The organism is Blautia sp. SC05B48, from assembly GCF_005848555.1.
GTDB lineage: Bacteria > Bacillota > Clostridia > Lachnospirales > Lachnospiraceae > Blautia_A.
This window is the reverse complement of the sequence record NZ_CP040518.1, coordinates 2,984,919-3,011,057: the sequence shown is the minus strand read 5'-3', so window position 1 is coordinate 3,011,057 and position 26,139 is coordinate 2,984,919. Positions and strand designations below refer to the sequence as shown.

The 26,139-nt window shown below is 45.4% G+C and carries 27 protein-coding genes, 5 pseudogenes and 1 riboswitch; of the genes and pseudogenes, 4 read left to right on the top strand and 28 right to left on the bottom strand.

The annotated features are described in order from the left end of the window. Positions 1-2 precede the first annotated feature (2 nt). The 9 genes from EYS05_RS14015 to EYS05_RS13965 all read right to left on the bottom strand — a co-directional run bounded on the left by EYS05_RS14015 (position 3) and on the right by EYS05_RS13965 (position 8,544). The gene (locus EYS05_RS14015) at positions 3-485 is read right to left on the bottom strand and encodes a LeuD/DmdB family oxidoreductase small subunit (protein ID WP_022426042.1); all 483 of its coding nucleotides are present in this window, start codon (positions 483-485) and stop codon (positions 3-5) included. A 139-nt stretch (positions 486-624) separates the two neighbouring features. Then, complete coding sequence (gene fliB, locus EYS05_RS14010; RefSeq protein WP_044962413.1) at positions 625-1,761, bottom strand: flagellin lysine-N-methylase; 1,137 nt, start codon at positions 1,759-1,761, stop codon at positions 625-627. A gap of 139 nt (positions 1,762-1,900) precedes the next feature. Continuing rightward, positions 1,901-3,289 carry an MATE family efflux transporter gene (locus EYS05_RS14005; protein WP_138277377.1) on the bottom strand — a complete coding sequence of 463 codons (1,389 nt, stop codon included), beginning with the start codon at positions 3,287-3,289 and terminating at the stop codon, positions 1,901-1,903. A gap of 420 nt (positions 3,290-3,709) precedes the next feature. Further along, the gene (locus tag EYS05_RS13995) at positions 3,710-5,392 is read right to left on the bottom strand and encodes a recombinase family protein (RefSeq protein ID WP_008979761.1); all 1,683 of its coding nucleotides are present in this window, start codon (positions 5,390-5,392) and stop codon (positions 3,710-3,712) included. 94 nt (positions 5,393-5,486) lie between these two features. Continuing rightward, positions 5,487-5,741, bottom strand: coding sequence for a DUF6870 family protein (locus EYS05_RS13990; protein WP_008979760.1), 255 nt, complete (start codon positions 5,739-5,741; stop codon positions 5,487-5,489). Positions 5,742-6,221: 480 nt separating this feature from the next. After that, a complete protein-coding gene (locus tag EYS05_RS13980) occupies positions 6,222-6,464 on the bottom strand; it encodes a helix-turn-helix domain-containing protein (protein ID WP_002604473.1) in 243 nt (80 codons plus the stop codon). Continuing rightward, positions 6,448-6,885, bottom strand: coding sequence for a sigma-70 family RNA polymerase sigma factor (locus tag EYS05_RS13975; RefSeq protein WP_002604474.1), 438 nt, complete (start codon positions 6,883-6,885; stop codon positions 6,448-6,450). The genes EYS05_RS13980 and EYS05_RS13975 overlap by 17 nt, the downstream gene beginning before the upstream one ends. A gap of 473 nt (positions 6,886-7,358) precedes the next feature. Then, the gene (gene rlmN, locus EYS05_RS13970) at positions 7,359-8,342 is read right to left on the bottom strand and encodes a 23S rRNA (adenine(2503)-C(2))-methyltransferase RlmN (protein WP_002584956.1); all 984 of its coding nucleotides are present in this window, start codon (positions 8,340-8,342) and stop codon (positions 7,359-7,361) included. A 16-nt stretch (positions 8,343-8,358) separates the two neighbouring features. Further along, positions 8,359-8,544, bottom strand: coding sequence for a cysteine-rich KTR domain-containing protein (locus EYS05_RS13965; protein ID WP_003431289.1), 186 nt, complete (start codon positions 8,542-8,544; stop codon positions 8,359-8,361). A 387-nt stretch (positions 8,545-8,931) separates the two neighbouring features. Here EYS05_RS13965 and EYS05_RS13960 point away from each other — a divergent pair, with 387 nt between their 5' ends. The 3 genes and pseudogenes from EYS05_RS13960 to EYS05_RS13950 form a co-directional block, all read left to right on the top strand. Further along, complete coding sequence (locus tag EYS05_RS13960) at positions 8,932-9,288, top strand: helix-turn-helix transcriptional regulator (RefSeq protein WP_002584957.1); 357 nt, start codon at positions 8,932-8,934, stop codon at positions 9,286-9,288. 201 nt (positions 9,289-9,489) lie between these two features. Continuing rightward, the gene (locus EYS05_RS13955; protein WP_008979758.1) at positions 9,490-9,819 is read left to right on the top strand and encodes a plasmid mobilization protein; all 330 of its coding nucleotides are present in this window, start codon (positions 9,490-9,492) and stop codon (positions 9,817-9,819) included. After that, positions 9,780-10,106 (top strand): annotated as a pseudogene (locus tag EYS05_RS13950) (relaxase/mobilization nuclease domain-containing protein); the annotation flags it as partial. The gene EYS05_RS13955 and the pseudogene EYS05_RS13950, both read left to right, overlap by 40 nt. On the opposite strand, the pseudogene EYS05_RS18120 reads toward EYS05_RS13950, so the two are convergent. The 12 genes and pseudogenes from EYS05_RS18120 to EYS05_RS18115 form a co-directional block, all read right to left on the bottom strand. Further along, positions 10,105-10,797: pseudogene (locus tag EYS05_RS18120) on the bottom strand (CD1108 family mobile element protein); the annotation flags it as partial. The pseudogenes EYS05_RS13950 and EYS05_RS18120 sit on opposite strands and share 2 nt — an antisense overlap. A gap of 1 nt (position 10,798) precedes the next feature. Then, positions 10,799-11,155 (bottom strand): annotated as a pseudogene (locus tag EYS05_RS13940) (PcfB family protein); the annotation flags it as partial. Positions 11,156-11,191: 36 nt separating this feature from the next. Beyond that, positions 11,192-12,136: a DUF6017 domain-containing protein gene (locus EYS05_RS13935; protein WP_008979747.1), complete on the bottom strand. Its 945-nt coding sequence runs from the start codon at positions 12,134-12,136 to the stop codon at positions 11,192-11,194. Positions 12,137-12,264: 128 nt separating this feature from the next. After that, entirely contained in the window at positions 12,265-12,483 is a 219-nt protein-coding gene (locus tag EYS05_RS13930; protein WP_008979746.1) for a hypothetical protein, read from the bottom strand. Between the two features lie 145 nt (positions 12,484-12,628). Next, on the bottom strand, positions 12,629-13,048 hold the full coding sequence (locus EYS05_RS17825; RefSeq protein ID WP_305764570.1) for a hypothetical protein: 420 nt from the start codon (positions 13,046-13,048) through the stop codon (positions 12,629-12,631). Positions 13,049-13,171: 123 nt separating this feature from the next. Next, the gene (locus EYS05_RS13920) at positions 13,172-14,251 is read right to left on the bottom strand and encodes a tetratricopeptide repeat-containing glycosyltransferase family 2 protein (protein WP_138277376.1); all 1,080 of its coding nucleotides are present in this window, start codon (positions 14,249-14,251) and stop codon (positions 13,172-13,174) included. Positions 14,252-14,355: 104 nt separating this feature from the next. Beyond that, on the bottom strand, positions 14,356-15,006 hold the full coding sequence (locus tag EYS05_RS13915; protein WP_021650403.1) for an HAD family hydrolase: 651 nt from the start codon (positions 15,004-15,006) through the stop codon (positions 14,356-14,358). 15 nt (positions 15,007-15,021) lie between these two features. Further along, the gene (gene ribH / locus EYS05_RS13910) at positions 15,022-15,495 is read right to left on the bottom strand and encodes a 6,7-dimethyl-8-ribityllumazine synthase (RefSeq protein WP_006427673.1); all 474 of its coding nucleotides are present in this window, start codon (positions 15,493-15,495) and stop codon (positions 15,022-15,024) included. 29 nt (positions 15,496-15,524) lie between these two features. Beyond that, entirely contained in the window at positions 15,525-16,742 is a 1,218-nt protein-coding gene (locus EYS05_RS13905; RefSeq protein ID WP_118515669.1) for a bifunctional 3,4-dihydroxy-2-butanone-4-phosphate synthase/GTP cyclohydrolase II, read from the bottom strand. 18 nt (positions 16,743-16,760) lie between these two features. Continuing rightward, a complete protein-coding gene (gene ribE / locus EYS05_RS13900) occupies positions 16,761-17,414 on the bottom strand; it encodes a riboflavin synthase (protein WP_118515667.1) in 654 nt (217 codons plus the stop codon). Next, a complete protein-coding gene (ribD, locus tag EYS05_RS13895; RefSeq protein ID WP_021977314.1) occupies positions 17,396-18,523 on the bottom strand; it encodes a bifunctional diaminohydroxyphosphoribosylaminopyrimidine deaminase/5-amino-6-(5-phosphoribosylamino)uracil reductase RibD in 1,128 nt (375 codons plus the stop codon). Before ribD ends, ribE begins: the two co-directional genes overlap by 19 nt. Positions 18,524-18,525: 2 nt before the next feature. Next, a pseudogene (locus EYS05_RS18115) lies at positions 18,526-18,651 on the bottom strand (DUF6783 domain-containing protein); the annotation flags it as partial. Between EYS05_RS18115 and EYS05_RS18110 the strand changes: the two are divergent. Beyond that, positions 18,601-18,798 (top strand): annotated as a pseudogene (locus EYS05_RS18110) (DUF6783 domain-containing protein). The pseudogenes EYS05_RS18115 and EYS05_RS18110 sit on opposite strands and share 51 nt — an antisense overlap. A 159-nt stretch (positions 18,799-18,957) precedes the next feature. After that, a riboswitch (FMN riboswitch) is annotated at positions 18,958-19,072 on the bottom strand. 189 nt (positions 19,073-19,261) lie between these two features. Here EYS05_RS18110 and EYS05_RS13880 read toward each other — a convergent pair. From EYS05_RS13880 to EYS05_RS13850, 7 genes are all read right to left on the bottom strand, one after another. After that, a complete protein-coding gene (locus EYS05_RS13880; protein ID WP_044960682.1) occupies positions 19,262-19,528 on the bottom strand; it encodes a hypothetical protein in 267 nt (88 codons plus the stop codon). A 305-nt stretch (positions 19,529-19,833) separates the two neighbouring features. Then, a complete protein-coding gene (gene tsf, locus EYS05_RS13875; RefSeq protein WP_118515661.1) occupies positions 19,834-20,772 on the bottom strand; it encodes a translation elongation factor Ts in 939 nt (312 codons plus the stop codon). 36 nt (positions 20,773-20,808) lie between these two features. Next, positions 20,809-21,552, bottom strand: a complete 744-nt coding sequence (rpsB, locus tag EYS05_RS13870; RefSeq protein WP_138277374.1) for a 30S ribosomal protein S2 — start codon at positions 21,550-21,552, stop codon at positions 20,809-20,811. Positions 21,553-21,730: 178 nt separating this feature from the next. Further along, entirely contained in the window at positions 21,731-22,498 is a 768-nt protein-coding gene (locus tag EYS05_RS13865; RefSeq protein ID WP_138277373.1) for a pseudouridine synthase, read from the bottom strand. Then, positions 22,498-24,681, bottom strand: coding sequence for a DUF6449 domain-containing protein (locus tag EYS05_RS13860; RefSeq protein WP_138277372.1), 2,184 nt, complete (start codon positions 24,679-24,681; stop codon positions 22,498-22,500). The genes EYS05_RS13865 and EYS05_RS13860 overlap by 1 nt, the downstream gene beginning before the upstream one ends. Beyond that, complete coding sequence (locus tag EYS05_RS13855) at positions 24,656-25,558, bottom strand: ABC transporter ATP-binding protein (protein ID WP_138277371.1); 903 nt, start codon at positions 25,556-25,558, stop codon at positions 24,656-24,658. The genes EYS05_RS13860 and EYS05_RS13855 overlap by 26 nt, the downstream gene beginning before the upstream one ends. Then, positions 25,551-25,925, bottom strand: a complete 375-nt coding sequence (locus tag EYS05_RS13850; protein WP_118515651.1) for a GntR family transcriptional regulator — start codon at positions 25,923-25,925, stop codon at positions 25,551-25,553. The genes EYS05_RS13855 and EYS05_RS13850 overlap by 8 nt, the downstream gene beginning before the upstream one ends. Positions 25,926-26,139: the final 214 nt, after the last annotated feature.

Below are 26,139 nucleotides of genomic sequence, written 5' to 3'. Positions count from 1 at the left end.
TCTTATTCCTCCTCACGGTTCAGAGAAGCGATAAGGCCGCCCTGATTCAGTATATTCTGCATGTATTCCGGCAGTTTTGTGCAGGAATAAGTCTTACCATTAGCAACAGCAGTTCCCTCGGACATATGAAGCTCCAGGGTATCTCCTGTCTTCACAGCATCCGGAAGATCCTTACAGACAATTGCCGGAAGTCCGATATTAATGGCATTGCGGAAAAAAATACGGGCAAAAGATTTCGCAATAACTGCCTTTACTCCAAGTGCCTTAAGAACACCCGGTGCCTGCTCTCTGGAGGATCCGCATCCGAAGTTCTCTCCTCCAACTACAAAATCTCCCGGTTTAACCTTTTTGGAAAAATCCGGATCCAGTGATTCAAATGTGTGGCCTTTCATTTCATCCAGATTCGGCAGAAGCAGATACTGGGATGCAATGATCTGATCGGTATCAAGGTCATTATGAAATTTAAAAATTGTTCCCTTATCCATAAAACAAGTTCCTTTCTGATCGTTATCCATTTCAGGGCAGTCATTCCTCCGCTACCCTATTCGTCCTATATTCTAACACAAAACATCATATAATTAAAATGTATATTTTTAATACTTAATATAACTTTAAGTTATAAAGTCATTTCCCTGTGATCAGCGCAAAATATCCCCACTCCCACAGAAGCTCTTCAAAACTGTTCTCAAGATATTCCCGGATATCGTCTTCCTCATATCCGGTCATTCTGGAGATCACTACCATATAATCCCGGAGTGTTTCGTAGGGAAGAGATCCCCGTCCATCTTTCTGCCACCGAAGAAAAACAGCCTGGCGGATGGTGGCATATTCCATACCGATCCACTGCATATGGACCAGGGCATCTTCCAGATCTCCCTCCGGTGTCAGAAGATCTGAATATACTTCGTTGGCAAGAAAGCTCCGGAGAAGGTCTTCATATACACGAAATTTCCGATAAAAATCCTCCCGGGCTTCCACCAGTTCCTTTTCCTCATATTCTTCGGACAATTCCTCCGCAAGTTCCATCACCGGCTCCAGATATTTCCGGTAAAGTCCCTCTTTCCGGTAATTTACAGCCAGGTCCTGCAAAAGTTCATTGCATTCGTCCATGGTATCCAGAACAGGCAGCTCTATTTCATTAATAGCATGTTCCAGTTGGCGAATCGTTTTCTCTGAAAAATAATCTTCCACAAGCTCTGTGGTAAGCGGCATGTTCCAGTGAAGTTCCTTCAGAACATAAAAACTTTCAAGAAGGATTTCCTCCGGTGTTTTTTCAGGATCCATTATAAGATCCATAACCTTCCGGCGCACAAGAAAAAGCGGCTGTTCCTTTTCTTTTGGAGTTTCCGGAAAAGCGATTCTTTTCTTCCCCTTCCAGATGTCCAGGACAGCCGGGCAACAGGGCATCATGGTCGCTTCCTTATGATCCTGAAATTCATGGATCTCCCTTGGAAAAATCTGGCAGGTCTCTGAAAGCATCGAATCCCCATAAGCACTTACCAGATAGCACAGTCTGTTCTTTGCAAGAAAAGGACAATCGTGCTCTTCCGTCATCTTCATGATCCGGCTGCCGTCCTTTTTCATGGTATAGGCCTGCAGGCAGCTTCTGTGTCCGGGCACCTCTGACGGCGGCTGGATGGTTTTCCAGTTTCTGTAGGTTTCATCATCTATGTTGATCTTCCATTCCCTGCAGCAGCTGATGGTGCATTTGTCTGCAATACAGGTAAATTCGTCGTAATAATCAGGTTTTAATAATTCCATGTTTCCTCCATATTCTTTATTTTCCAGCTCCAATGTCTCCTGTTTGCAAAATGGACATGAGTTGACCTGTTTTATTTTCCCCGTAAACACAGAAAAGCGGAATTCTATCCGCTTTTTCTGATATTCTGTGTATTCGTTTTTATTCTGCAGTCTCTCCCAGAAGCTGCCTGTGAACTTTCCGCCTTACAAACCAGAAACAGGTCACCTGCATGATGATCGTAAGGATCCAGGATGCCGGATAAGAAATAAACAGTACTTTCAGTGATCTGTGAGCCGGGAAAATTCCGAAAATCCACACAATTCGAAGGCCGACCGTTCCGATAATAGACAGGATCATGGGGACACCGGAGCGTCCCATTCCGCGCAGTGCTCCCGGAAACAGATCCATCTGTCCGCAGAGGAAATAGGTAACTGTGGTATAGGCAAGAATCTCCATTCCGCATTGGATAACCTTAGGGTCTTCCGTATAGATCTTCAGAAGCTGCGGACCGAAAAAGTATGCACCACAGCCCATGGCAAAGGATACGACAAAGGACAGGATCATACAGTCAACAAGCACCCGGTCCATACGTTTCGGTTTTCGCACACCATAATTCTGACTGGTAAAGCTCATGCAGGCCTGGGTAACCGAATTCACGGACACATACAGAAATCCAAAAATATTATTGGCTGCTGTATATCCTGCCATAGCAATGGAACCAAAGGAGTTTACAGAAGACTGAAGAAGTACATTGGAAAAATTGATCACTGTACTCTGGATCCCGGCAGGCAGTCCCACCTGGAAGATCTGCTTCAGGTACTCTCCCTTTATGGACAGTTTTGAAAAACGCAGCTGATAGCTTCCCTCTGTCTGATACAGACACCGAAGGACAAGAATGCAGGAGATCAGCTGAGAGATCACCGTTCCGATTCCCACACCGGCCACGCTTAAATGACACACGATCACGAAAAACAGATTCAAAAGCGCATTGGCACAGCCGGAAATGATCAGAAAGACCAGCGGCCGCTTGGTATCTCCCACAGCACGCAGGATCGCCGCACCATAGTTATACAGCATAAAAAACGGCATTCCCAGGAAATAAATACGCATATAAAGAGTAGAAAGATCGATCACATCGTCCGGTGTATCCATCAGTTCCAGGCAGATCCTGGCAAAGAGCACTCCCAGAAATGCCATGATGACCCCGCTGACCAGAGCCAGTAAGATCGATGTATGTACTGTTTCTGACATTTCTTCATCCTTACCGGCAGCATAAAATCTGGCTGCCAGCACATTGGCACCAAGAGAGATCCCGATAAAAAGGTTGGTAAACACATTGATCAGTGCGGTAGTGGAGCCTACTGCCGCCAGTGCCTCACTTCCGCTGAAACGTCCCACTACCACGATATCCACTGCATTGAACATCAGCTGCAGGATACCGGACAGCATCAGCGGCAGTGAAAACGAAATCAGCTTGTCCATGATCGACCCATTACACATATCGATCTCATACTTGTTTTTTTTCACGATTTCATCCCCTATAATCATACTTAGATAAAAATATTATAGCACCTTTCGTCAGAAAGCTACAATGAAATATTTTTATGGAGAATATGCAGCGGCTGCATAAAATACGCAGCCGCACAGTAACGTGTGTTTATCATTTCACTATCTTTCCAGGAGTCCTGCATCACGAAGGTTTGCAAGAAGTGCATTAAAATCCTCCACAATATCATCTACCGTTGTTGCATTTCCAACAGCAGCTGCCGGGGTTACTGTTCCGGCAGGGCCGGTGGCTCCTGTTGCTCCTGTTGGACCTGCTGGACCCGTGGCTCCGATCGCACCAGCCGGACCTGTTACCCCCGTCGTTCCCGCTGGACCCGTTGCTCCTGTTGCTCCTGTCGCTCCCGTAGAGCCGTTTATTTATGCACAACATTAGATTTTCCTTTGTGTTGAATAGGCAAGCCGTTAGATTGCCTTGTTCTCAATCACTCGGATAACGTTGTGGTTATTCTCGATGTAATCAATAATTCGCTGGTACTCGTCGGCAAAATTGAAGTCAACCGTTATTTCCCCGTTCTCATGCACCCAAACCGCTTTTACGAGTTCAACCATAATCCCGCGGTTAAGGCTCTGAATGTTTTTGTATTTCAGAAAGGCGGTTAGATACGGGTCGTCGGTTCCGATACCATCAGCCATTACCTGCATTTCCTCTTTCAGATAGGAGATGTTCGCTTCAAGCTGTTGTATCTGTTCTGCAATCTTGCCTTTCAAGCGGCGGTATTCCTCTTTGGTAATCTCACCGCTTTTCCAATCAAGGTACAAGCTATCGGAAGCGTCATTGTACTGTTTTAGCTGCTTCTCTGCCTGTTTCAAGGAATGGGATAATCTCTTGCTTTCCCGGTTGATAACAGGCGCGTTGTTAATCCGTTCAATTTCTTCTGCAAGCCGATCTACAAGGGCAATTTGCATTTGCAACGCTGCCAATACCGCGTTTTCCAACTTGTCTTGCCGGATAGAATGTTTGCTGCAAATCTTCTTATCGGTGTAGCTGCGGCAAGAGTAGTAGGCAATATCGCGGGCGGTTTTGCGCCGCATGGCCTTTTTGCAATCCGCGCAACGGACAAAGCCGGACATGAGATAGACTTCCTGTTTGCCGGGGGCTGTCCTTGTGTCGCGCTTATGTAGGGCTTGCGCTTTCTCGAATGTTTCCCTGTCAATAATCGCTTCGTGTGTGTTGGGGACGACAAACCATTCTTCTTCGGGGACGTTGATCTGCTTGTGTACTTTGTAGCTTATTACGCGATTACGGCCTTGCACCATTACGCCCGTATAAACTTCATTTTGCAATATCCTTACAATCGTGCTGGCAGACCACAAACCATCGTTTTTGTCGGAATTAGGGTTGTTATACTTAAAGCCTTTTTTCTTCTTATAGGCTTCGGGGTTCGGCTCTCCCATTTGGTTAAGCCGCTTTGCAATCCCCATTTTACTGTACCCCTCATTGACAAACCAATGGTAAATGCTTTTGACAACCTCCGCTGCTTCTTCATCTACAATCAAGCTGTTTTTGTCGTTTGGGTCTTTCTTGTAGCCGTAAGGGGCAAACGCGCCTATGAACTCGCCGCGCTCCCGTTTCATCTTGAATGTTTTGCGGATTTCTTCGGAAGTGGTCGCGGCAAACTGCTCGTTGAACATTCCCCTAATAGGTACTTCAAGGCCGCTTGCAGAATGGGGATTTGCGTAAGTGTCAATAAATGGTGTGCCTGTGCAAATAAACCTTGCACCGTTAATGGGTATGAACTCCTCTAAAAACTTTTGCTGGTCGGCAAGGTTGCGGAAACCGCGTGCAAGGGATTTGATAATCATGCAGTTTACTTCTTTTCGGACAATGCAGCCCTCAAGCCGTTTGAAGTTTGGTCGCGCTGTGTCGGTGCCTGTCAATCCGTCGTCGGCAAACACGTCTACAATCACATAGGTTCCCGGCTCAAAATAGCTGTCTACAAAGTCGCGGAGTATCTTTTCTTGGTTGATAACACTCTCGCTTTCGTCCTCGTTGTCGTCCTCTCTGGATAGTCGAATGTATAGCCCAATTTTCCAAAACGGCTCTGCATAACTGCGTGCCATTTTGTCTTTGCGTATGCGGGGCATTATACCTCCTTTCCCCCTATAATTACGAGTTAATTATACCATTTTCGCCCCGTAATCACAAGGTCTTACCCATAGAGTTAGGGAAAGTCGGCGGTTATTTCAGACTTAAAAAGTAATCGCACAATGATTGCTTTAGCGTTCTATCCTCTGCGACAAACCGTATTCTTACGGGCGTATCGCCGCAAAGAAAACAATACGGATTGACGATCTGCTCCAAGTAGCTTTGCATTTTTTTTGCTGCTGGCAAAGAACTGTCAATATGGATATTACGAATATCAACCAAAGTGCTGCGGTCAACCTGTGTAATATCAACATTTCTCATTTGTTGAAGTTGTAACTTGGTAATCATCTTCTTTCCCTCCCGGTTAGCGGCATAGTACAGAATATGCGCTCCGGCTTGTACGATATGAGAAATAAGGCTGAAACGGGCGGTTGTTAGCTGCAACCTCACGGGAGTTTCACCCCGGCCCATGCTTATGGGTGCGCCGCGCAATACTTTGAGGGTGTTCAACGCGGGAGTATCATTGTGCCGCCTTGTATGTCGTCGCCCACAAGCTGCTAAACCTGTTTTACGGCGCGGTAGTTGTCGCTCGACTTTTCCCCGTAGGGGAAAAGCTGTCATGGCGTACCCGCCGACTGGCTCGGTACAGACGGAATGTACCCGTTTGCCTGTTATGCTGCGCACCAAAGGCCGCTTTCTTTGTCAAAGAACAATAGGCTTTGTCGGCCTGCAAAAGCACATCAACAGCGGATATGCTTTTGCGGAACGACAAATAGCCCATAACGGGAAGCGTGGAAAGGGGACACGCTCCCCGCATGGGCTAAAAGATTATCCTACATGAAAAGCAAGGGTGCGGGTAATAAGGCGCACTTGCAGCCTGTTACGCATTTCCTCGTCCACATAGGAATAGGTATTGCCCGCGTCGTCTTTCAGCGTGCGGGTACAAAGTTTCGCTATGTAACCCTCGTAGTGCTTCAAGATCGCGCACATGGCGGTTGTGTCGCCGTTTGCCGCTGCGGAAATGACAGGGAACGGCAACAGATTTTCAGACTTCCTAACGGTATTCATCATCTGCTTTTCCCTCCAAATACTGTTTGATTTTCGCAAGCGCGGATTTCCTGTGCCGGAAAACCGTCGTGCGTACAACATTCAGCAGTTCGCCAATTTCCGCGTCGCTCATATCCAAGAAGTAGGACAAAAGGATAATGTCGCGTTTCCTTTCGGGCAAAGCGTTAAGGGCTTCGGCAAGCAGTTCATTTTTGACGAGTACATCAAAGCCGGACACTTGAAAACGGAAATAATCGCTTTCGTATTCGTCCGTTGTGAAAAGCTGCGCGAGTTCGCTTTCGCTCAAATCCGAAAAAGTAACTTCGCGTGCTGCGCGTTTCGCAAGAGTGCGGCGGTGGCTTTTCGCTTCGCCGACCAAAGTTTTCTTTGCTAATGCGTCGTACTGATGTTGTATTCTTTCCTTGTCGGAAGAAGATAGCTCCATAGAGTTCACCTCCTTCCCGCGTGGAGTAGAGGACGGGAGTTAAGGGCTTGTCCTCTCTGCCCCTTTCGCTCCGTACCCGTTCGGGAGATGGCTCTTGAGTGCGCTTTTCAGAAAAAAGTTGAAAAAAGCAAAATGCGCCCGTCCGCAAGACGCGGACGGGCGCAAAGGAAATGTAAGCAGTAGCTAAATGTATTGACAGTTCACATTCATAGCCGGAATATCCCGCTTGCGGAGCATAGCTTTTTTTGACCGCAAAGCATTAGGCGGGTTACAGTAAATAAAAATGGACACGGCGATACCTCCCCGATACCGCCGTATCCTTAAAAAAGGGCGACTTTAATACACTACCCGCAATCCATTCTATAATAGGGAACAGCGGCTTTTGCGCAATATTAAATAAAAAAGCCGATAACACATAGGTTTTTTGACCTAATGCGTTATCGGCTCTGCGTCTATGCGTCTGGCACTTTTAATCATTTTTTTTTGAATTTATTATATGTGTTAGCTAACTGTCCACAAGCCGCGTTAATCTCTCTGCCATGAGAAACTCTCATAGTAACTTCAAGTCCTGCTTGCTCTAATTGATGTTTGAATGCAACTATTTCCCGTTTCTGTGGTGCTTTAATTCTTGAATTGCTTGTTGGGTTGTATTGTAACACGTTAATCATAACTTTTTTGCCCCGAAACCATTTTGCAAGTTGTCTTACATCTGAGGGCCGGTCATTTATACCCGGTAAAAGCAAATACGCAAAGACAATTTTGCGATTATGCCTTTCAGAATAGGATAAGGCTTGCTTAACAACATCTTCAATAGCATATATGCGCATGTGAGGAATAATACGATTTCTTGCAGATTGTGTTGCTGCGTGTAAAGATATTGTCAACTGAATTTTAAGATGTTCCTCGCGCAATTTTTTTAATTGATCGACCGGACCAACTGTTGATATGGTAATGCCGTCGGTTGGAAAGTTGAGCCCATATCTATCTCGGAGAATATGGATTGCTTTTATCAAGTTGTCATAATTGAATAAAGGCTCTCCCATACCCATAAAAACGATACGGTTTACTTTTCGACGCAACAATATAATCTGTTGTACGATTTCTGACGATGTTAGATTACGAACAAAGCCATTTCGCCCGGACTCACAAAAAATACAACCAACAGGACAACCGACTTGTGTGCTCACGCAAACAGTTCCACCATCTCGCCGCTTGATAAAAACCGTTTCAATGTATTTGTTGTCTTTCAGTTCGTAAACATACTTTTCAGTATCACTGCTTTTGCAAATATTTTTTACCAACATTGATAGATTTTTTTTGCGTGGTAATTGCTTATATAATTCTTCATATAAGGCTTTTGCTTCATTCTCGCCAATAACTTCCGACATTTCTTTGTAAGTAAATCCGTATGGATCATTCCGTACTTCCGCAGGCGTATATTTAGGTAAACGTTTCATTTTTATATCCTTTCTTCTAAATAATAAAAGTTTGTTTTTCTGTATTTTTGATTACAATCTCTAATTTTTCTACATCAATGATATGCGTCAATTTGCATTTAGGGCAGAAAAGAGGAAAATCTTTTAATACAGTATTATGAAATACTTGAACTCTCGTCTTTCCGTTACAAATCGGACATTTTATCCAATATTTTTTAAGCATTATATTTCACTCGTCCTTTTTACACAAAAAAATGCAGGTCAATCCTCAACATGAGCATTGACCTGCATTTATAATGCACAGAGCAGTACAACAAAACTAAGGCATAGCTTGCACTATATCTATACGTCGTTAGTTTTTTGTATAGCATCCGCAAAATAAGCATGACAAAAAAGCCCATGTTGAAAATGGGAAAATCCTTTTTTTCAATGCTTATCTAATACGCATGCTATGCAACATAAACGCCGCCTCCTTTTACATAAATTTTATTTTATCAGAAAATCAGTCTACTGTCAATACACAACAGGAAGTATTTAACCTAATGATATGAATTGTGTGGACATATCCAAAAAGAAAGGTGAACTGTAAAATGTAACAGGGTGAATGAAAATGGCAAAAAGACCCGTACCATTGTACGACTTTAAGGCTTTCGGGGCAGCTATAAAAGCCGCGAGAAATGAATACGGCGAGAGCCGCAAAAAGGTAAGCGACGAGTTATATATTTCCCCGCGCTACCTTGCGAATATCGAGAACAAGGGACAACAGCCGAGTTTACAGGTATTCTATGACCTTGTAACCCGGTATCATATTTCGGTAGATCAATTTTTCTTCCCGAACAGCAATGCGGAGAAATCCACCGGGCGGCGGCAGCTTGACGCGCTGCTGGACGGTATGAGCGATAAAGGCATACGGATTGTAACCGCAACAGCAAGGGAGATAACGGAAGTCGAAAAAGCAGAGGATTAACCTCACAATATGAGAAATCGGGAGATTGCAGCGCATGGCGGCTGCAATCTTTTTTTGCGTCCAAAATCAAGGGAATGCGCAACAAATACCGCCTTTCGGTAGGGGTATGGAGTAGATAGCAAGCACAGCAAACGAGTACCCGTTTGCGAAAAATGCTTGTTGGGATAATCCCAAACCCTTATACCGAAAGGCGGCGCGGAAATGGAAAACCGAAAGAGAAATATCCAAATGAAGTTTTACGTTACGGAAGAAGAAAAGCGGCTGATCGACGAGAAGATGAAGCAGCTTCCCATAAAGCAGTATGGGGCATACTTCCGCAAAATGGCGATTGACGGGTATATCCTTGTCATTGACCGAAGCGACACGAAAGCATATATCCGGGAACTGCAAGCGGTGAGCCGGAACATCAATCAAATTGCCAAACGCGCCAACGCGACGGGGGCGGTTTACCAGCAGGACATTGAGGATATAAAAAAGGCGGTGGACGAGATATGGCGGTTACAAAGACGCACCCTATTAAATCAACCTTAAAGGCCGCAATAGACTATATCTTAAATCCCGAAAAGACAGACGGAAAGCTGCTTGCGTCCTCTTTCGGCTGCGGGCTGGAAACCGCCGATATAGAGTTTGCATGGACGCGGGAAGCTGCCGGAGATCGCGGCACACATTTAGGGCGGCACTTGATACAATCCTTTGCGGTAGGCGAAACCACGCCGGAAGAAGCGCACAAAATCGGCATGGAACTTGCGCAAGCGGTGTTAGGCGGCAAGTATGAGTTTGTTTTGACAACCCACGTCGATAAAGACCATCTGCATAATGAAGAATGTAATAGTTATATGGGACTTCAACCTCATATTCGTTGCCCTCGCTGTCCGTCCTCGTTTCGGTGCGGTAGCGTACCTCGACTTCCTCCGTAACGGTCAAGATATACTGTTTCTCAAAGAGCATTTCAAGGGTGCTTTGCGCTTCATCAAGGGTAAACACGCCCTCATGCAGCGCGGAAAGGATAGAGATTAGCACATAGGGGTCATGCTCGATCTCGTCTGCGTTCACCCGGTATTCGTCGTAGCCGGGGTATTCGCGCTCGATATTATTCAGCATATCCTGTAACTCTGCTTCCATATCGGTGTAAGCTGCTTCCGCGCCCGTAATATCCGCGTCCTCGGAAAGATAGGACGACGCAATCAAGCCGCTACCGCTGTTGCCGCCAAAGAGGGAGCAAGAGGACAAGCCGCCGAAAAGCAGCAGCACGATAAAGGCAATCCCGCCCACAAGCAAGCAGCCTTTCCAATGCCGGACGACAAAGAACGTCGCCCGTTTGGTTTCCTGCGCGGTTTTCTTCGCTGCCTTTGCGGTGGCTTCGGCGGTCTTTTTCACCTTGCCGCCCGCTTTCAGCGTCTTTGCATACTGCTTTTTAATGCGCTGCTTCTGCCAAAAACGGGAAATGGGGTTAGAGTGCGCAAGGGCGGGGTTATCGTGCAGCGCCTTTTGATAGAGGAAATCGGCGTTTCAGCTTCTTTGCGGAAAACTCTTGAAACGCTGCGATCATAACGTCCGCGTCCCTGCCTTTGAAAAACACAAGGTAACGGGTCTGTTCGCCCTTAACCTTTTTCAGCGAAAAATCTATGTTGTACTTCTTCGCGGTACTCTCAAAGGCTTTGATATTGCTGTCGGTGATCTCGATGTTGGAAACACCCGCATTTTGCTTCATAAGCTGCCGCATGGTCTGTTTCCCATGCGGGGCTTTGCTTTTCTGCTCCAAAAACTTCTTGATTGCTTTTTGCAACGCCTGTTCGGTAAGCCTTGCCGCGCCTTTTCCCACATTGACGGATAGGGCAATCGTTTTTTGGGTTACTTCCTCCTGCAAGGTATCAACTCCTTTCCCGGTAAACTGCGGCTATGCTCATTTGCTGCCGTAAAAGTCGTGATTGACAAGGGCGGTATAATAGCTGTCAATGGTACTCGGCGCGTTGAACAGTACCGCTTTCAAATACTGCTTGATATTGCGCACTTTGGTTGTGTTCTCCCTCATGCAATCCAAAACAAACTCAATATGGCTGCTGTTCAGCTTCAAAAACTTTGATTTCACTAATTCGGCGGGGTAGTCGTCCCCGGCAATACGGATTGTCTTTCGCGCTGTGCAGACGGTTTCCAGCATAAGGTCAACTATCTCATTTAGGCGGTCTGCGTCAATTTTGCAGTTTTGAATGAGATGGTCGTATTCGATATTGTCCTTGATAATCTCCCTGTAAATCTCTACTGCGCTATTGCTTTTCGCTTCCGTTCTTTTCCTTTCCGGCGGCGTAGCCGCTTCGCCCTGCTCAAAGGGCAAGGGGTTTAGGGAATGGAATGGAAAGGAATGGGTACTTGATAAATCCGTAATTGATTGTTCTTTACTTGATATATCTTTATTTAATTGCGTTGGATTTTCCAACGTAGGTTTTTCCTGCGTAGGTTTTTCCAACGTTGGATTATCCAATGTTGGATTTTCCAATGTAGGTAAATCCAATATAGGCGGCTGTCCGCCGCTGGTAGCTGCTTCCGGCTCTCGCGGCTGCGGCTGCTCGTATATGACGTAATCCGCGCCCCGCAAGCGTCCCTTTTCGTCGCGCTCCCGGCTGCGCACGATATATCCGGCTTTTTCGAGTTCCTTTACCGCTTCGCGGATTGCGTCGATCTTCTCCCGGTTGATATGGGATAAGCCCGCAAGGGTATAATCCCAATCCTCCGGCAAAGACAGCATTTGCGACAACAAGCCCTTTGCCTTTAAGGACAATTCTTTGTTGCGCAAGTGGTGGTTGCTCATAACGGTATATCCCGTATTTCGCTCCACTCTGAAAACTGCCATATTTCCTCACTTCCTCTCTTGGTCTGCGTGGACAATTAGAAAGCCGTTTTCGGCGGTTTTGGTATTGCAATATGCCCTTTGCCGTTTTCGCGTCTGCAAAGCCGCATGGCACAAGGGCTTTTGCCCGTCTATTTGTCCATGCTGGCGGGCGTTTTCCGCGTCCTCTTGCCGGGGCAATAGGGACACTCTTTGAAAACGCAAAACTCATATTTCCACCCGGGGCGGTAGAAACGGCAAGTGCCGCAATCTTCATCATCTCCGGCACAACCGGATTGATAGCGGTCAAATCCCGGCTTCTGCTGCATGAGCAGTTCAAACGCCCGCTGCTTGCCCTTTGTGAAATACATTCCGGCTGCGCCTCCTTTCCTGCGGGCATAAAAAAACGCCACAACTTCTTTGAAGCTGCGGCGGCATATCCTACCCACTTAAAAACGCCATATCAAGGCTTGTCCAACCTTGCTACGGCGTTTTAGGTGTAATCATAGGGGCTGTTTAATTGTCTTTAAGATAGTGGAAAGCCGCATGGTTACGGCAATTTCCGTGTTGTGCATATATTGACGGAGCAGTTGCTCCCGTCGGACCTGTTACTCCTGCAGGACCGGTGGCTCCTGTTGCTCCCGTCGGACCGATGACTCCCGCTGGACCCGTTGCTCCAGCCGGACCAGTGGCTCCCGTATATCCCTGTATTCCCGGTTCCCCCTGCGGTCCCTGAGGACCCATAGGACCCGGAACTCCCGGACAGCCTCTGGGACCGGTTGGTCCTGTAGGTCCCACAGGGCCTGGGCAGCCTCTTGTTCCACATCTGTCACATCCACAGGAACTATGATTTCCATAACAGGACATACAGGACAAATCCTCATGACTGTCCTGCTGCATTTCCATTTCCTTACGTTTTCGATGCCTGAACAGCATTCTTCGATCACCTCATAGGAAAATAACTTTCCCTACAGTATATGACAACAGCTTTTACCTGTGCATAGGATCCCCGCAAGCTTGTACCCTGCCAGGAAAAATATAATAAAGATATCTTTTCTTTTATACCAGACCATATTTTTCCCAGAAATATTTCTGGTCATACAATACTCCCGGATCTTCCGGCTTCAGTCCCTTCGCTTTCTTATGAAAAAAGAATGCCTGCTCCGGACATCCCATCTTATCATAACAAACGCAAAGCTGCATATATGGCACAAATCCATGACACTCAGCCATAAAAAATCCACATTTTTTCTTATCTGACGGCACAGTAAGCGCCTGCCCATACCAATAGCCAGCCTGTCTGGGAAGCTCTCTTTCCAGAAAAATCTTTCCGACCTCACAACAGATTTCCGCCCTCGGCACATCCATAGTCAGACTGTACAGAAAAGCTTCCAGTGCGTACTTTTTTTCTCCCATTTTCCGGTAGCACTGTCCAAGTACAAAACAGGCATCGATCTTATTTTCCAGCCATCCGGATGGATTTTTCAGGAACTCCACCAACACAGCCTCTGTCTCCGGATAACGCTGATGATAATACAGTTCTCTCCCATAATAAAGCTGATGTCTGGGTTCCAGCGTTTCTCCTCCTGCCAGCATTTTTTCATAAATGCGAAGATTACGGTCCGGATCACCTTTTCCACATTTCCGGTGCCGGATCACCACATCCGAATAAATGATATTTCCCTCCGGAATCACAGTTTCATGAACTGCCCCATTCCATCTGAAATTTCTGGATGTTTTCATTATCCGCTCCCGAAAATAAGAAAATGTTGTTCTCCCGCTCTGGTCAAACCCTGCCGCATATTCCATCATTACAACATCTGTTCCGGAATCCAGAGTTTCTTTAAGACTCTTCAGTTTTTCCAGATTTTCTTCATCCAGGACATCATCCGCATCCAGCCACATCCAGTAATCGGTGCGGACTTTTTCCAGAAGAAAATTACGCGGAGCAGAAAAATCATCACACCAGGGAAAATCAAACACCTGCGACGTATACTGCTCCGCGATCTCTTTTGTTCTGTCTGAAGAACCGGTATCTGCGATCAGGATCGCATCCATCACCTGAGAAACCGGCTTCAAGATCCTCTCAAGAACTGCTTCTTCATTTTTTACGATCATACATAGACTGAGGGAAATCATATTTTAGGATCCTTCGGATTTTTATAATATTTATGCCGTTCCCGTCAGTCCTATGCCTTCTGTCAATGTACAGCTTCTACTTTCGGATAAAGCTGAGCTCATCCTCATATCACCAACTGTGGTATATCCTCTATATGTTCTGCAAGACGATCTGCTCCGTTCAGCTCCCCGCTCTCACCATATCCATACAGGCATCCTATAAATGGGCTTTTGCAGGCTCTGGCACATTCCAGATCCTGCCTCCTGTCTCCGACCACCAGATAAGGGCCTGTATATTCCCGGATGATTTCCTGCACAATTTCTGTCTTTGGACGGAATCCATACGATTCGCAGTCATAAAAATGATCGAACCATCGTTCCATCCCAAATTCCTTCCAGTGCGCCTCACGATAGGAAGCTTTACAGTTACTTAAGATCACAAGATGATATCCCCGGTTCTTCAAGGCTGTAAGCATCTCCTCTGCTCCCGGATACCACACTGCCTTATGCTTCCTGATCTGTCTGACCATCAGTTCTCCTACCATCCTGCTCGCCTGCTCTTTATAGCTCTGATCCAGCTCCGGCAAAAATGTATTCCACATCTCCTTACTGTTAAATCCCAGCCAGCCGGCAATTTCCGCCGAGCCTATCTCCCGTTCTTCTGCAGCCTTCTGTTCTGTCAGCCACTGATAGGTTTCACGAAATGCCGGTTCATAGATTCCAATGGTATGATGGATCGTTCCATCATAATCGAATATGATTGTTTTTGTCATCATTTATTTCCCTATCTATTAGAGCTGCTTCATCAGATTGACCATCTCGATCGCAGATAACGCACAGTCATAGCCTTTATTTCCCGCTTTGCTTCCTGCCCGCGCAATAGCCTGCTCGATATTCTCAGTCGTGATCACTCCGAATAAGACCGGGATCCCTGTTGCAAGTTCAACCTGTGCGATCCCCTTGGCAGATTCATTGCACACCAGATCATAATGTGAAGTATCTCCACGAATGACAGCTCCCACGCAGATAACTGCATCATATTTTCCTGACTGTGCCATTTTCTGTGCTGTAAGCGGAATCTCAAATGCTCCCGGCACCCATGCTGCAGTAATATTCTCTTCTTCTACTCCATGTCTTACCAGTCCGTCGACTGCCCCTCCCAATAATTTATTCACAATGATCTCATTGAATCTCGCTGCCACGATACCAACCTTCATTCCCTCCGGTGCTACTACTTTTCCTTCTACTAAATTGATCTGTCTCATTTTTTCTTCCTCCTGCTATTTGCTGTTTTTTATAAATTTATTTCTTTAAAAATATGACCCATCTTTTCCTGCTTCGTCTTCATATACTTCCGGTCATACTTTTGTACCGGAATCTCCAATGGTACTCTCTCATTGATCTTCAACCCGAATTCGCCAAGCCCATAGACTTTATCCGGGTTATTGGTCAGTAATCTTAATGATTTCACACCAAGGTCTGACAGTATCTGTGCCCCAACCCAGTACTCTCTGAGATCCGGTGCAAACCCTAACTTCACATTAGCCTCCACGGTATCATATCCCTGTTCCTGAAGCGCATAGGCTTTGATCTTATTGATCAGTCCGATCCCTCTGCCTTCCTGTCTCATATACAGAATGATCCCTCTGCCTTCCGCCTCTACCTGGCGCATCGCTGTCTGCAGCTGCAGGCCGCAGTCACATCTGAGCGATCCGAATGCATCTCCTGTCAGGCACTCCGAATGTACACGGCAAAGCACATCCTCACCATCTCCTAGATCACCTTTTACCAGTGCCAGATGATGCTCTCCTGTAATGTCATTGATATAGCCATACATTTTAAAATCACCGTACTGCGTTGGGAGGTTTGCAGCTGCTTCCTCCTTTACATGCTTTTCATGTATTCTTATATAATCCTGCAGATCACGGATCGTAATAAATGTAAGGTTATGCTCTTTTGCCATTTCCCATAGCTGTGATGTACGCATCATAGTGCCATCTTCTTTCATAACTTCACAGCACACGCCGCATTCTTTCAGTCCGGCAAGTCTCATAAGATCTGTTGTTGCCTCCGTATGACCATTTCGTACCAGAACCCCGCCTTTTCTGGAAATAAGCGGAAATACATGTCCCGGTCTTCTGAAATCCTCCGGTTTTGACTGATCATCCACACACTTCATAATGGTATAGGAGCGTTCTGCCGCAGAGATACCGGTGGTTGTATCTGCGTGATCCACTGCCACGGTAAATGCTGTACTGTGATTGTCCGTGTTCTCAGCAACCATCGGCGGAAAATTCAATCTCGCCGCAATTTCTGCACTCATCGGTGTACAGATAAGACCCTTTGCATAAGTCGCCATGAAATTAATATTTTCCCGGGTCGCAAACTCTGCCGCACATATCAGATCTCCCTCATTTTCTCTGTCCGGATCATCTGTGACCAGAACTATTTTTCCTTCCTTAAGATCCCTAAGTGCCTCTTCAATTGTGTTGTACTGATAATTTTGTGACATAGTGTATATCCTCCTGTTCTAAAACCCGAATTCTTCAAGAAACTTCATCGTAATTCCGGATTCTTTTTTCTCTTCTTCATTTTTTCTGATGCCAAGCAGTTTTTCTACATATTTTCCGATCACATCATTTTCCAGATTAACCAGATCCCCCGGCACCTTTTCCAAAAGGGTGGTTTCTTCTCCTGTATGTGGAATGACCGACACCTGAAAACCAGCTTCATCAACCCTTGCAACTGTCAGGCTGATCCCATCAATACAAACGGATCCTTTTTCCACGATCAGATGCAAGATCTGTGGCGATGTCTCAATCGATACCCAGATGGCATTTTCTTCCCGGAGCATGGAACGTATCACTCCAGTCCCATCAATATGGCCGCTTACTATGTGTCCCCCGAACCTGCCATCTGCAGCCATTGCACGTTCCAGGTTTACCTGGCTTCCAGCTTTACAGCTGCCAAGACTGCTTCTTCTGATCGTCTCTGCCATCACATCGGCAGTAAATCCGTCCGGCTGGATCGACGTAACTGTCAGACACACACCATTCACAGCAATACTGTCACCGATTCTTGTCCCTTCCAGGACTTTCCGGGCTTTCACTGCCAGGATCCCTGATTCTCCTGTCAGCTGTATATAACGGACTTTTCCTTTCTCTTCTACGATTCCTGTAAACATGATTCCTCCTGTTTTTTCTCACACACCTGACATCTTATCCGGATGTCCTCACCAATCTGGCAGATATCTGTATATTTCAGTTCCACTGCTTCAGACGGGAATTCAACTCCGATACCTTCTACCGGTGTCTTCCCGGCCACACCGCCAAACAGCTTTGGTGCCACAAAAGCCTGTACTTCCTTTACAATTCCGGCTCGCAGGGCACTGTCATTTAACGTACCGCCTCCTTCCAGGAGAATACTGTCAATGCCTTTGCTTCCAAGATCTGTCATCAGCTTCTTAAGGTCTATCTGATTCTTTTCATCCGGACAGTAAATGGTCTCAACTCCCATGGTATGTAATATTTTTATTTTTTCTTCTGTATTTTTCTGATCTGCATAAGCCACGATCGTCCGGTACTTTTCCGCACTTTTTACGATCTGACTGTCCGGCGGGATTCTGAGCTTACTGTCGCACACAATCCTGACAGGACTTTTCCAGCCTTCTACCCGGACGTTTAACATCGGATCATCTGCAAGCACAGTTCCAATACCTGCCATGATCCCCATGTACTGATGCCGCATATGCTGTACTTCTTTTCTTGCCGCTTCTCCGGTAATCCATTTTGATGCTCCTGTCTTCGTTGCGATCTTCCCATCCAGTGTCATGGCATACTTCATCACCACATAAGGAGTCTTCATAGTAATATAATGAAAAAACACCGGATTCAGCTGATCACATTCTTCTCTCATAAAATCTTCAACTACTGTTACACCGGCTTCCCTTAACATCTGTACACCTTTTCCCGCCACTTTCGGATTCGGATCCCGGGAACCGATCACCACTTTTCTTATCTTCTGTTCAATGATCGCTTCCGTACATGGAGGTGTTTTTCCATGATGACAGCAAGGCTCAAGCGTAACATAAATCACCGCACCTTCTGCTGATTCTGTAAGAGAAGCAATAGCATTACGTTCTGCATGAAGTTCTCCATACTTTTTATGATAGCCTTCCCCGATGATCCTTCCGTCTTTTACGATCACTGCCCCTACCATCGGATTGGGATTCGTCCAGCCTTCTCCTTTTTTTGCCAGCTGAATCGCCCGAAGCATATATTCCTGATCCGTCATTTTTATTCCTTCTTTCTTATTCCTGTTCTTTGCCTAGAGCGTGTTTGAAAAAGGCTTTCTGCAAGATGTGCGTCACAATTTGTGGGAGATTTTGTCCGGATGAGGGCGCCGTAGCGGGCTACGGCAACTGAATTCGGGCAAAATATACCGCAAAGTGGGGCGTGCAGATTGCAGGAATGATTTTTCAAACACGCTCTGGTACGCCGAAGCTTTTAGACCTGTGCAATCGGATTCACAGACAAGTAAGTGGTATATTTATTTCGAAAACAATGTAACAGATACAAAAAAAGCCTGCAGAAATATCTACAGGGTGGAATTGATCGGTTACATCTGATCGATAAATGAATGTCTGATTTCCTATATAAAAAGCTCTGAAATGGATTACCATCTCAGAGCTCTGATACTACATTCATTCATACAAAAATCAACTGTACTATCATCTTCTTCCATCCAGACTGTACTGTCGGCTCCGGAATCTCACCGGATCATACCTCTCGGCTCGCGGGCTTTACCGCCGGTAGGGAATCTCACCCTGCCCTGAAGATATCTTCTTGTTTATTTTAATACTTTATCTGTAATTTGTAAAGCGGAATTTTTATTTCACTCATTCCATGCGGAATATTAGTTACTGGCAGGCAATCGTCGTATTGCTATTCTCAGGCTTTGGTTGACAAACAGACACGCAAGCAATGACCGATAGCCAGCACACAGAGCCTGTGCCTTGGAAGATGAATTTTTTTATCTGCAGTTTACTATTGCTTTTTGGGCAGCAGCAAAATCTTTTTCTAGTACATAAATACATGTTGTTTCATTCTTATGATCAATTCCCGATGCAAAAGTATGATAAAAAATCAGGAAAAAAAGATTATTGATAAATGTTCCTTTTTTCAATCTCGTTTCGTAAAGAATATTATTTTCATTCAACGCTTGTGTTAATCGCACGAGATGATCCATATTATCAGTTTCACATAATTTAATTTTTCCATTATCCTGGGTATATTTCATAAAAATCTCCATTCCGCCGCCTTTGGCTGGCGGCACAAATAGTGAGGAATTATAAGCGGAAACAGGCGCAGGCCGTGACATTTAGGAGTTTTGAAAGTATCGATTATCTCTGTCAATGCATGATCTTGCTTATTTTGATGCGGCTGGAAGAACCAGAGAATATATTTGACAGAGTGTCCAAGATATTTGGATAAAGAAAACCGATGGCTTTGACTGTTATCAATCTACACCATCGGCTTTCAAGGTTTTTAAATACTTAAATTCAGACTTATTAAAATAATATAATGAAAACTTAAGTTAATGGATTATTTACCCATCTGTTTTGCAACTTCCTCAGCGAAGTTCTCTTCTTTCTTCTCAAGACCATCGCCTGTCTCGTAGCGAACGAAGCCTTTGATCTGGATCTTAGCGCCGTTCTCTTTTGCTACCTGCTCTACGTATTTAGCAACGGACTGTTTTCCGTCCTCTGCTTTTACGTATGTCTGGTCAAGAAGGCAGATCTCTTTAAGCTCTTTCTTGATACGTCCTGTGATCATTCCCTCGATAACCTTAGCCGGTTTCTGGGACTCCTTCGGATCATTCTGGATCTGAGCCATAAGGATCTCTTTCTCATGCTCAATGTACTCAGCGCTTACTTCTTTGTCGCTTGTGTACTGCGGTTTCAGAGCTGCGATCTGCATAGCTACGTTCTTAGCCATCTCTTTAACAGCATCGTTAACAACATCTGTCTCAACGTCTACAAGAACGCCGATCTTTCCACCCATATGAGTGTAGGAAGCGATGAATCCGTTCTGCTCCTCAACCTGAGCAAATCTACGGATGTTCATGTTCTCGCCGATTACTGCGATCTGAGCTGCAAGAGCCTCTTTTACAGTCTTAGTTGTATCAAGTGCCCATGCCTCAGCAAGGAAAGCATCGATATCAGCTGCTGCTGTGTTAAGTGCCTGTGCTGCAACATCTGCAACATAGCTCTGGAATTTCTCGTTCTTTGCAACGAAGTCTGTCTCAGCATTAACCTCAACAACGACTGCTTTCTTTCCATCCTCTGTTACCAGAGTTTTGCAAAGACCCTCTGCTGCGATACGGCTTGCTTTCTTCTGTGCTGTAGCAAGACCCTTCTCACGCAGGAACTCAACTGCTTTATCCATATCGCCTTCTGTAGCTGTAAGAGCTTTCTTACAATCCATCATTCCGGCGCCGGTCATCTCTCTTAACTCTTTTACCTGTGCTGCTGTAATAGCCATTGTTCGTTTCCTCCTGAAATATTCTGTTTATACGAATTATTCCTCTGTAGCTGCAAACTCCTCAGACTCAGCCTCGATCTCGCCATCTGCCTCAGCAGTTCCCTGCTTAGCCTCGATAACAGCGTCAGCCATCTTGGAAACGATGAGTTTTACTGCACGGATAGCATCGTCATTTCCCGGGATCACATAGTCAAGCTCTTCCGGATCACAGTTTGTATCGCAGATACCGATAAGCGGGATTCCAAGTGTATGAGCCTCCTGTACGCAGATTCTCTCTTTCTTAGGATCTACGATAAAGATAGCATCCGGGATTCTCTTCATCTCTTTGATTCCGCCAAGGTTCTTCTGAAGTTTAGCAAGCTCTTTGCGAAGCTCGATAACCTCTTTCTTAGGAAGTACGTCGAATGTTCCGTCAGCTTCCATTGTCTCGATCTCTTTCAGTCTTGCGATACGGCTCTGGATTGTCTTGAAGTTTGTAAGCATACCACCAAGCCATCTCTCATTTACATAGAACTCTCCACAACGCTCTGCCTCTGTACGGATAGCATCCTGAGCCTGTTTCTTAGTTCCTACGAAAAGGATGTGTCCACCGTTGGCAACGATATCTGCTACTGCATTGTAAGCATCGTCAACCATTCCTACAGACTGCTGAAGATCGATGATATAGATACCATTTCTCTCTGTGTAGATGTACGGAGCCATTTTAGGGTTCCATCTTCTTGTCTGATGTCCGAAATGAACACCTGCCTCTAAAAGCTGCTTCATTGAAATAACGCTCATGTCTTTTCTCCTTTTTGGTTAAATTCTTCCGCACAGGTCGCCTTCTCCCGGGACCCCTTACATACTGTAGGGCACCGTCCTTACAGAATCGCCGTGCGTGCTTATTTTTGCAACTTCTAAATTATAGCATAGAAAATCCCCTTATGTAAAGGGGATTTTTCCAATTTTTTTCTGTTTTTCAGCGGTTTCCGGCAGATTTCAGAAGCTCCAGCTCTTTTTCGGTGAGCGGACGATATTTTCCTGTCGGAAGATCCGCCGGGAGCGCCAGCGGTCCCATGGAAAGCCTTTTGAGATAGGTAACTTTTTTTCCCAGTGCTTCCATCATCCGTTTCACCTGATGAAATTTTCCTTCATGGATGGTAAGGCGGATCTCGGATTCCCATCTCTTACCGTTTTCCTCCGATCCTGTGTCGGATTCCCAGGTGGAAAGGATCTCAAGCCTTGCCGGCCGTGTGAGATCCTTTTCCCCGATATCCACGCCTTCTGCAAGCCTTACGGCATCTTCTTCTGTCACTTTACCGGATACTTTTGCATAGTAGGTCTTGTCAACATGCTTTTTCGGAGAAAGAAGCTCGTGTGCCAGAGGACCGTCATCTGTGATCAGAAGGAAGCCTTCTGTATCTTTATCCAGGCGTCCCACCGGAAAAAGTCCCTTTCTTCTGTCTTTCTCTTCAATATAGTCGAGAACCGTTTTATCTCTGGAGTCCTCCGTTGCGCTGACACAGCCCGCCGGCTTGTTAAAAAGATAGTATACATATTCCGGTGCAGCATGAATTTCCTGCCCGTTCATAACCACCTGATCTTCTTTTGTTACTTTCAGTTCCGGTTTCTTCACAGATTTCCCGTTAACCTGCACCTGACCCTTCTGTATGTATTTTTTTACCTCGCTTCGTGTACCTGCGCCGGCATCTGCCAGAAATTTATCCAGCCGGACTGGTTTTTCCATTAATCATTTACCTCCCATTCTGTTACATGGGCTGCCTTTGCATCTGCTCTGATGAAATCCGGGATCTCACCGGCAAATGTCATATAAAGTCCGGAATCCCCGTCGGTGCTCTCCTGTCCTTCCAGAACCACTTCCATTGTGACATCTGCATTCCAGATAGTCCATCCGTTTACCAGCTGTGATGGGCGGATACACTTTTTCAGGGTTTCCAGCTGTTCCTTTTTATCGTAACGGACTTTATAACCGTTCTCTGTTTCTTCAAGATCCGAAACAGGCTCAATGTCGGAAAAAACCTCATCATCTTCGCCGGCAGCTTCGGAGCTGAAGTAATAAACATCAATATACTCAACAGACAGCTCATCCATGGAAAGAGGATATCCTGTTTCTTCCAAAATTGCAAGTGTTCTCTTATATGCCGGATACACCAGAACGGAGGTAGACACCCTCTCTCCTTCCTGAACAGCCGGTACATTCATTCCCCATTCATCCATGTATCCTTCTGACGGAATTCCCGCATAATCGAACATCAGCATTGCGCATGGCTGGTCTTTTACTGTCTGACCGCCGTTTTCCAAAATGTCCTTTCTCAGCGCCTCTGCCAGCGCCTGACGCTTCTCTGCATTTTTCTCAAATAATGTTTGAATATCTCCGTCACAGAAAGTACCGGTGACCTCTTTCAGATACTGTTTGTCCAGCTGGAAAAATGAATATCTGTCTTCTTTCCATGTCTGCTCATCATACAGGGCTTCCATAAGATTCTGTGCCTGTGCAGAGGATACATTATAACCTCTGCATACACTGAATCCATGTTTATTTATGTAGCGCACATACAAGCGCCTTCCTGATTTTTTTCCTTTTTCATTCTGAAGCCTGATATCCTCCAGACTGTTATATAATGCTTTACTTTTCATCACCGGCTGATCCAGCAGACCAGAACTATTGTCTGAGGTAGCAGTATACCGGATCTTATAGATTCCGTTTTCTTTTTTTTCCACATTGCAAAGCTGCTCTGTATATGAGAGATTGCATACATTTACCACAACTCCCTGAAGATTGTCATAAGCCGGAAAATAACTGTCATATCCCAGAAGATCCATTTTCATGGTCAGTGCACAGATTGCCACAACACCTCCAAAGATCATAAGCTGCACTTTTCTGCGGAAAAATCTGCGAAAATCCATTTCGTAGATCACTTCCAGAATTCCATGGACCAGGATCGTTCCCAGTATCATTCCGAAGATCCCCCATGCTGTTTTGGATGAATCTTCCGGGATCATATAAAAGATCAGACCGATTCCCAGTCCGGATGGTATTGTGATCAGGGCACTTAAGACCGGCTCCATCCAGGTATATACCAGAGCTTTTCCGGTATTCTCTGACCTTCGTCTGCAGAATGCCATCCAGGAAAGTACTGCCATGACAAACAGCGTTAGGATCAGTATCAGCAACTGCTTTCCAAAGCTCCCGCTGCTGTATTTATCTATAAAGCTTACGATCACCATAAGAGGAGATCCCAGATTCCGCACTGCTGCCAGAATTCCGTAACTGCCCTCGTACCAGGTATCAAAAAATAAATGTCCGCTTAACTGCAGCATCACTGCCAGAATGATACTGTAGGTAAACAATCCTGCCCATGCAAGTGCTCCCATCAGCATGGTACCGGTGCAGGCGATCACCAGCACTGTGGAAAAATACACCAGAAGATACATCAGGAGATGGAGCACCAGCAGGATCAGTGCCTTTTTCATAATGGAAAGGCTGTAATATCCTCTGGCTGCCCCGATGCATACCGCAGCAAATTCCATGATCACATATGGCACCAGATAATAAAGAACAGCCAACAATACTCTGTGCAGAAACAGTGCACTTCGCTTTACCGGAAGGCTGTGATAGAAATCCACTTTTCTCGGGGAATACAGATACCAGAAGCCGCTTACTGCTACAAAAAATGCTGTTACCGCAGCCACAACTGCTCCTATTGTGAGAAAATCACTGCTCCACAGGCTGGAATACAGATAGGAAAGCTGACTCTGAGTATAACTGCGCTCATTCCATTTTCCCATCAAAATAAGTTCCGCTACCGGAAATGCAAGGAGAAATGCGATCATGGCAAATGCCGGGATCCATCTTTGTCCTTTAGAAGAGGATTTCATATACTCACTGGAATAAATTTTTGACTTCATAGCCTGCCACCTCCGTTTCGCTGATAAATATTTCTTCCAGAGTCAGTGGAAGCACTTCACAGAAAAGAGGATTTTTTGCCTGTATCTTCTCCAAGATCTCTCTTCTTGTTCCCCTTGCAGTAATAAGCAGCAGGGAGCCCTGATGCTCTGTTTTCAAAACATCCAGCTCTTTCTTTAATTCTTCTTCTTTCTTTTTGTCAGCAAGTACACACTGGATCTTATGGATGTGGAATTTCATATCCTCCAGATCTCTGGAAAGGAGAATTCCTCCCTGATGAAGAAGCCCGATGTGATCGCAGATATCTTCCAGCTCACGGAGATTGTGGGAAGCGATCACCGGCGTAAATTCACGACTCATGATCTCCGATGCAAAAATACTTTTTACTGCCTGGCGCATTACCGGGTCAAGGCCATCAAAGGTTTCATCACAGAACAGATATTTCGTTCCTGTACTGATTCCCAGGATCACCAGAAGCTGTTTCTTCATTCCCTTGGAAAAAGTGCTGATTTTTCGTTTTCCATCCAGATGAAACTGCTTCATCATTGTCTCAAAACGTGCCTGCTGAAATCCCGGATAAATACAACGGTAAAATTCTGCCATGTCCAGAGCATTGTAATTTGCCGGAATATATGCATCGTCCGGGATGTAGAAAAAATGTTCTTTGATCCTTTCATTTTCAAAAACCGGTTCTTCATCCATCAGCACCTCTCCTCTGTCCTGACGAATGATCCCGGCCATGATACGAAGCAGAGTACTTTTTCCCGCACCGTTGGAGCCGATCAGTCCAAAAACCTCCCGTTCCCCGATATCCATGGTTACCTTATTTACTGCCTGTATTTTGCCAAAAACTTTGCTGCAGTTTTTTATCTCAATCATTGTTTCCCTCCTTATAGCATGAGCAGATCACACCGATCATTTCTTCCTCCCCTACTCCCAGAGCCTTTCCTTTTTCTGCGATCTCTTTCAGCTCACTTAAAGTTTCTTCCATACCGATCTGCCTGATCCTGCTGCTGTCTGTGACAAAACTGCCTTTTCCCTTCACCGGACAGATCAAACCCTGCTGTTCCAGTTCCATATATGCCCGCTGGATGGTATTGGGATTGATTGATAATTCCACGGCCAGCTGCCGCACAGACGGCATCTTGGAAGATGGCTCCACAGCTCCTGACAGGATCAGCATCCGGAATTTCTCTACGATCTGCTCGTAAATGGGACGTCTGTCCTGATAGTCCAAGAATAACATACGACGCTCCTTTCTCTGTAATCTGCGTATTAAGTGTATTAATTCTTTTAATACACTTATAATAGCACGTGATACAAAGATACGCAAGAAATGGTCTCTTAAATAAATATAAAATCTGTATAAATTTACCGGCAAAAAAAGATTCCGACATATTTTTATAAAAAAATCTGTAATGGCATCCCTATACTATGATCCCACTACAGATTCTCTGTAA

Bases quoted from the DNA above. Each gene is read 5' to 3' on its own strand.
- ribH (WP_006427673.1), bottom strand. From the start codon at position 15,495: ATGAGACAGATCAATTTAGTAGAAGGAAAAGTAGTAGCACCGGAGGGA.
- tsf (WP_118515661.1), bottom strand. From the start codon at position 20,772: ATGGCTATTACAGCAGCACAGGTAAAAGAGTTAAGAGAGATGACCGGC.
- EYS05_RS13915 (WP_021650403.1), bottom strand. From the start codon at position 15,006: ATGATGACAAAAACAATCATATTCGATTATGATGGAACGATCCATCAT.
- EYS05_RS13965 (WP_003431289.1), bottom strand. From the start codon at position 8,544: ATGCTTAAAAAATATTGGATAAAATGTCCGATTTGTAACGGAAAGACG.
- EYS05_RS14015 (WP_022426042.1), bottom strand. From the start codon at position 485: ATGGATAAGGGAACAATTTTTAAATTTCATAATGACCTTGATACCGAT.
- EYS05_RS13860 (WP_138277372.1), bottom strand. From the start codon at position 24,681: ATGAAGTCAAAAATTTATTCCAGTGAGTATATGAAATCCTCTTCTAAA.
- fliB (WP_044962413.1), bottom strand. From the start codon at position 1,761: ATGGAATTATTAAAACCTGATTATTACGACGAATTTACCTGTATTGCA.
- EYS05_RS13905 (WP_118515669.1), bottom strand. From the start codon at position 16,742: ATGTCACAAAATTATCAGTACAACACAATTGAAGAGGCACTTAGGGAT.
- EYS05_RS13865 (WP_138277373.1), bottom strand. From the start codon at position 22,498: ATGGAAAAACCAGTCCGGCTGGATAAATTTCTGGCAGATGCCGGCGCA.
- EYS05_RS13920 (WP_138277376.1), bottom strand. From the start codon at position 14,251: ATGATTTCCCTCAGTCTATGTATGATCGTAAAAAATGAAGAAGCAGTT.
- EYS05_RS13975 (WP_002604474.1), bottom strand. From the start codon at position 6,885: ATGGAGCTATCTTCTTCCGACAAGGAAAGAATACAACATCAGTACGAC.
- rpsB (WP_138277374.1), bottom strand. From the start codon at position 21,552: ATGAGCGTTATTTCAATGAAGCAGCTTTTAGAGGCAGGTGTTCATTTC.
- EYS05_RS13995 (WP_008979761.1), bottom strand. From the start codon at position 5,392: ATGCCCCGCATACGCAAAGACAAAATGGCACGCAGTTATGCAGAGCCG.
- EYS05_RS13855 (WP_138277371.1), bottom strand. From the start codon at position 25,558: ATGATTGAGATAAAAAACTGCAGCAAAGTTTTTGGCAAAATACAGGCA.
- EYS05_RS13880 (WP_044960682.1), bottom strand. From the start codon at position 19,528: ATGAAATATACCCAGGATAATGGAAAAATTAAATTATGTGAAACTGAT.
- EYS05_RS13850 (WP_118515651.1), bottom strand. From the start codon at position 25,925: ATGTTATTCTTGGACTATCAGGACAGACGTCCCATTTACGAGCAGATC.
- ribE (WP_118515667.1), bottom strand. From the start codon at position 17,414: ATGTTTACAGGAATCGTAGAAGAGAAAGGAAAAGTCCGTTATATACAG.
- EYS05_RS13960 (WP_002584957.1), top strand. From the start codon at position 8,932: ATGGCAAAAAGACCCGTACCATTGTACGACTTTAAGGCTTTCGGGGCA.
- EYS05_RS13990 (WP_008979760.1), bottom strand. From the start codon at position 5,741: ATGATTACCAAGTTACAACTTCAACAAATGAGAAATGTTGATATTACA.
- EYS05_RS13935 (WP_008979747.1), bottom strand. From the start codon at position 12,136: ATGGCAGTTTTCAGAGTGGAGCGAAATACGGGATATACCGTTATGAGC.
- rlmN (WP_002584956.1), bottom strand. From the start codon at position 8,342: ATGAAACGTTTACCTAAATATACGCCTGCGGAAGTACGGAATGATCCA.
- ribD (WP_021977314.1), bottom strand. From the start codon at position 18,523: ATGACGGATCAGGAATATATGCTTCGGGCGATTCAGCTGGCAAAAAAA.
- EYS05_RS13980 (WP_002604473.1), bottom strand. From the start codon at position 6,464: ATGATGAATACCGTTAGGAAGTCTGAAAATCTGTTGCCGTTCCCTGTC.
- EYS05_RS17825 (WP_305764570.1), bottom strand. From the start codon at position 13,048: ATGCTGTTCAGGCATCGAAAACGTAAGGAAATGGAAATGCAGCAGGAC.
- EYS05_RS13930 (WP_008979746.1), bottom strand. From the start codon at position 12,483: ATGTATTTCACAAAGGGCAAGCAGCGGGCGTTTGAACTGCTCATGCAG.
- EYS05_RS13955 (WP_008979758.1), top strand. From the start codon at position 9,490: ATGGAAAACCGAAAGAGAAATATCCAAATGAAGTTTTACGTTACGGAA.
- EYS05_RS14005 (WP_138277377.1), bottom strand. From the start codon at position 3,289: ATGATTATAGGGGATGAAATCGTGAAAAAAAACAAGTATGAGATCGAT.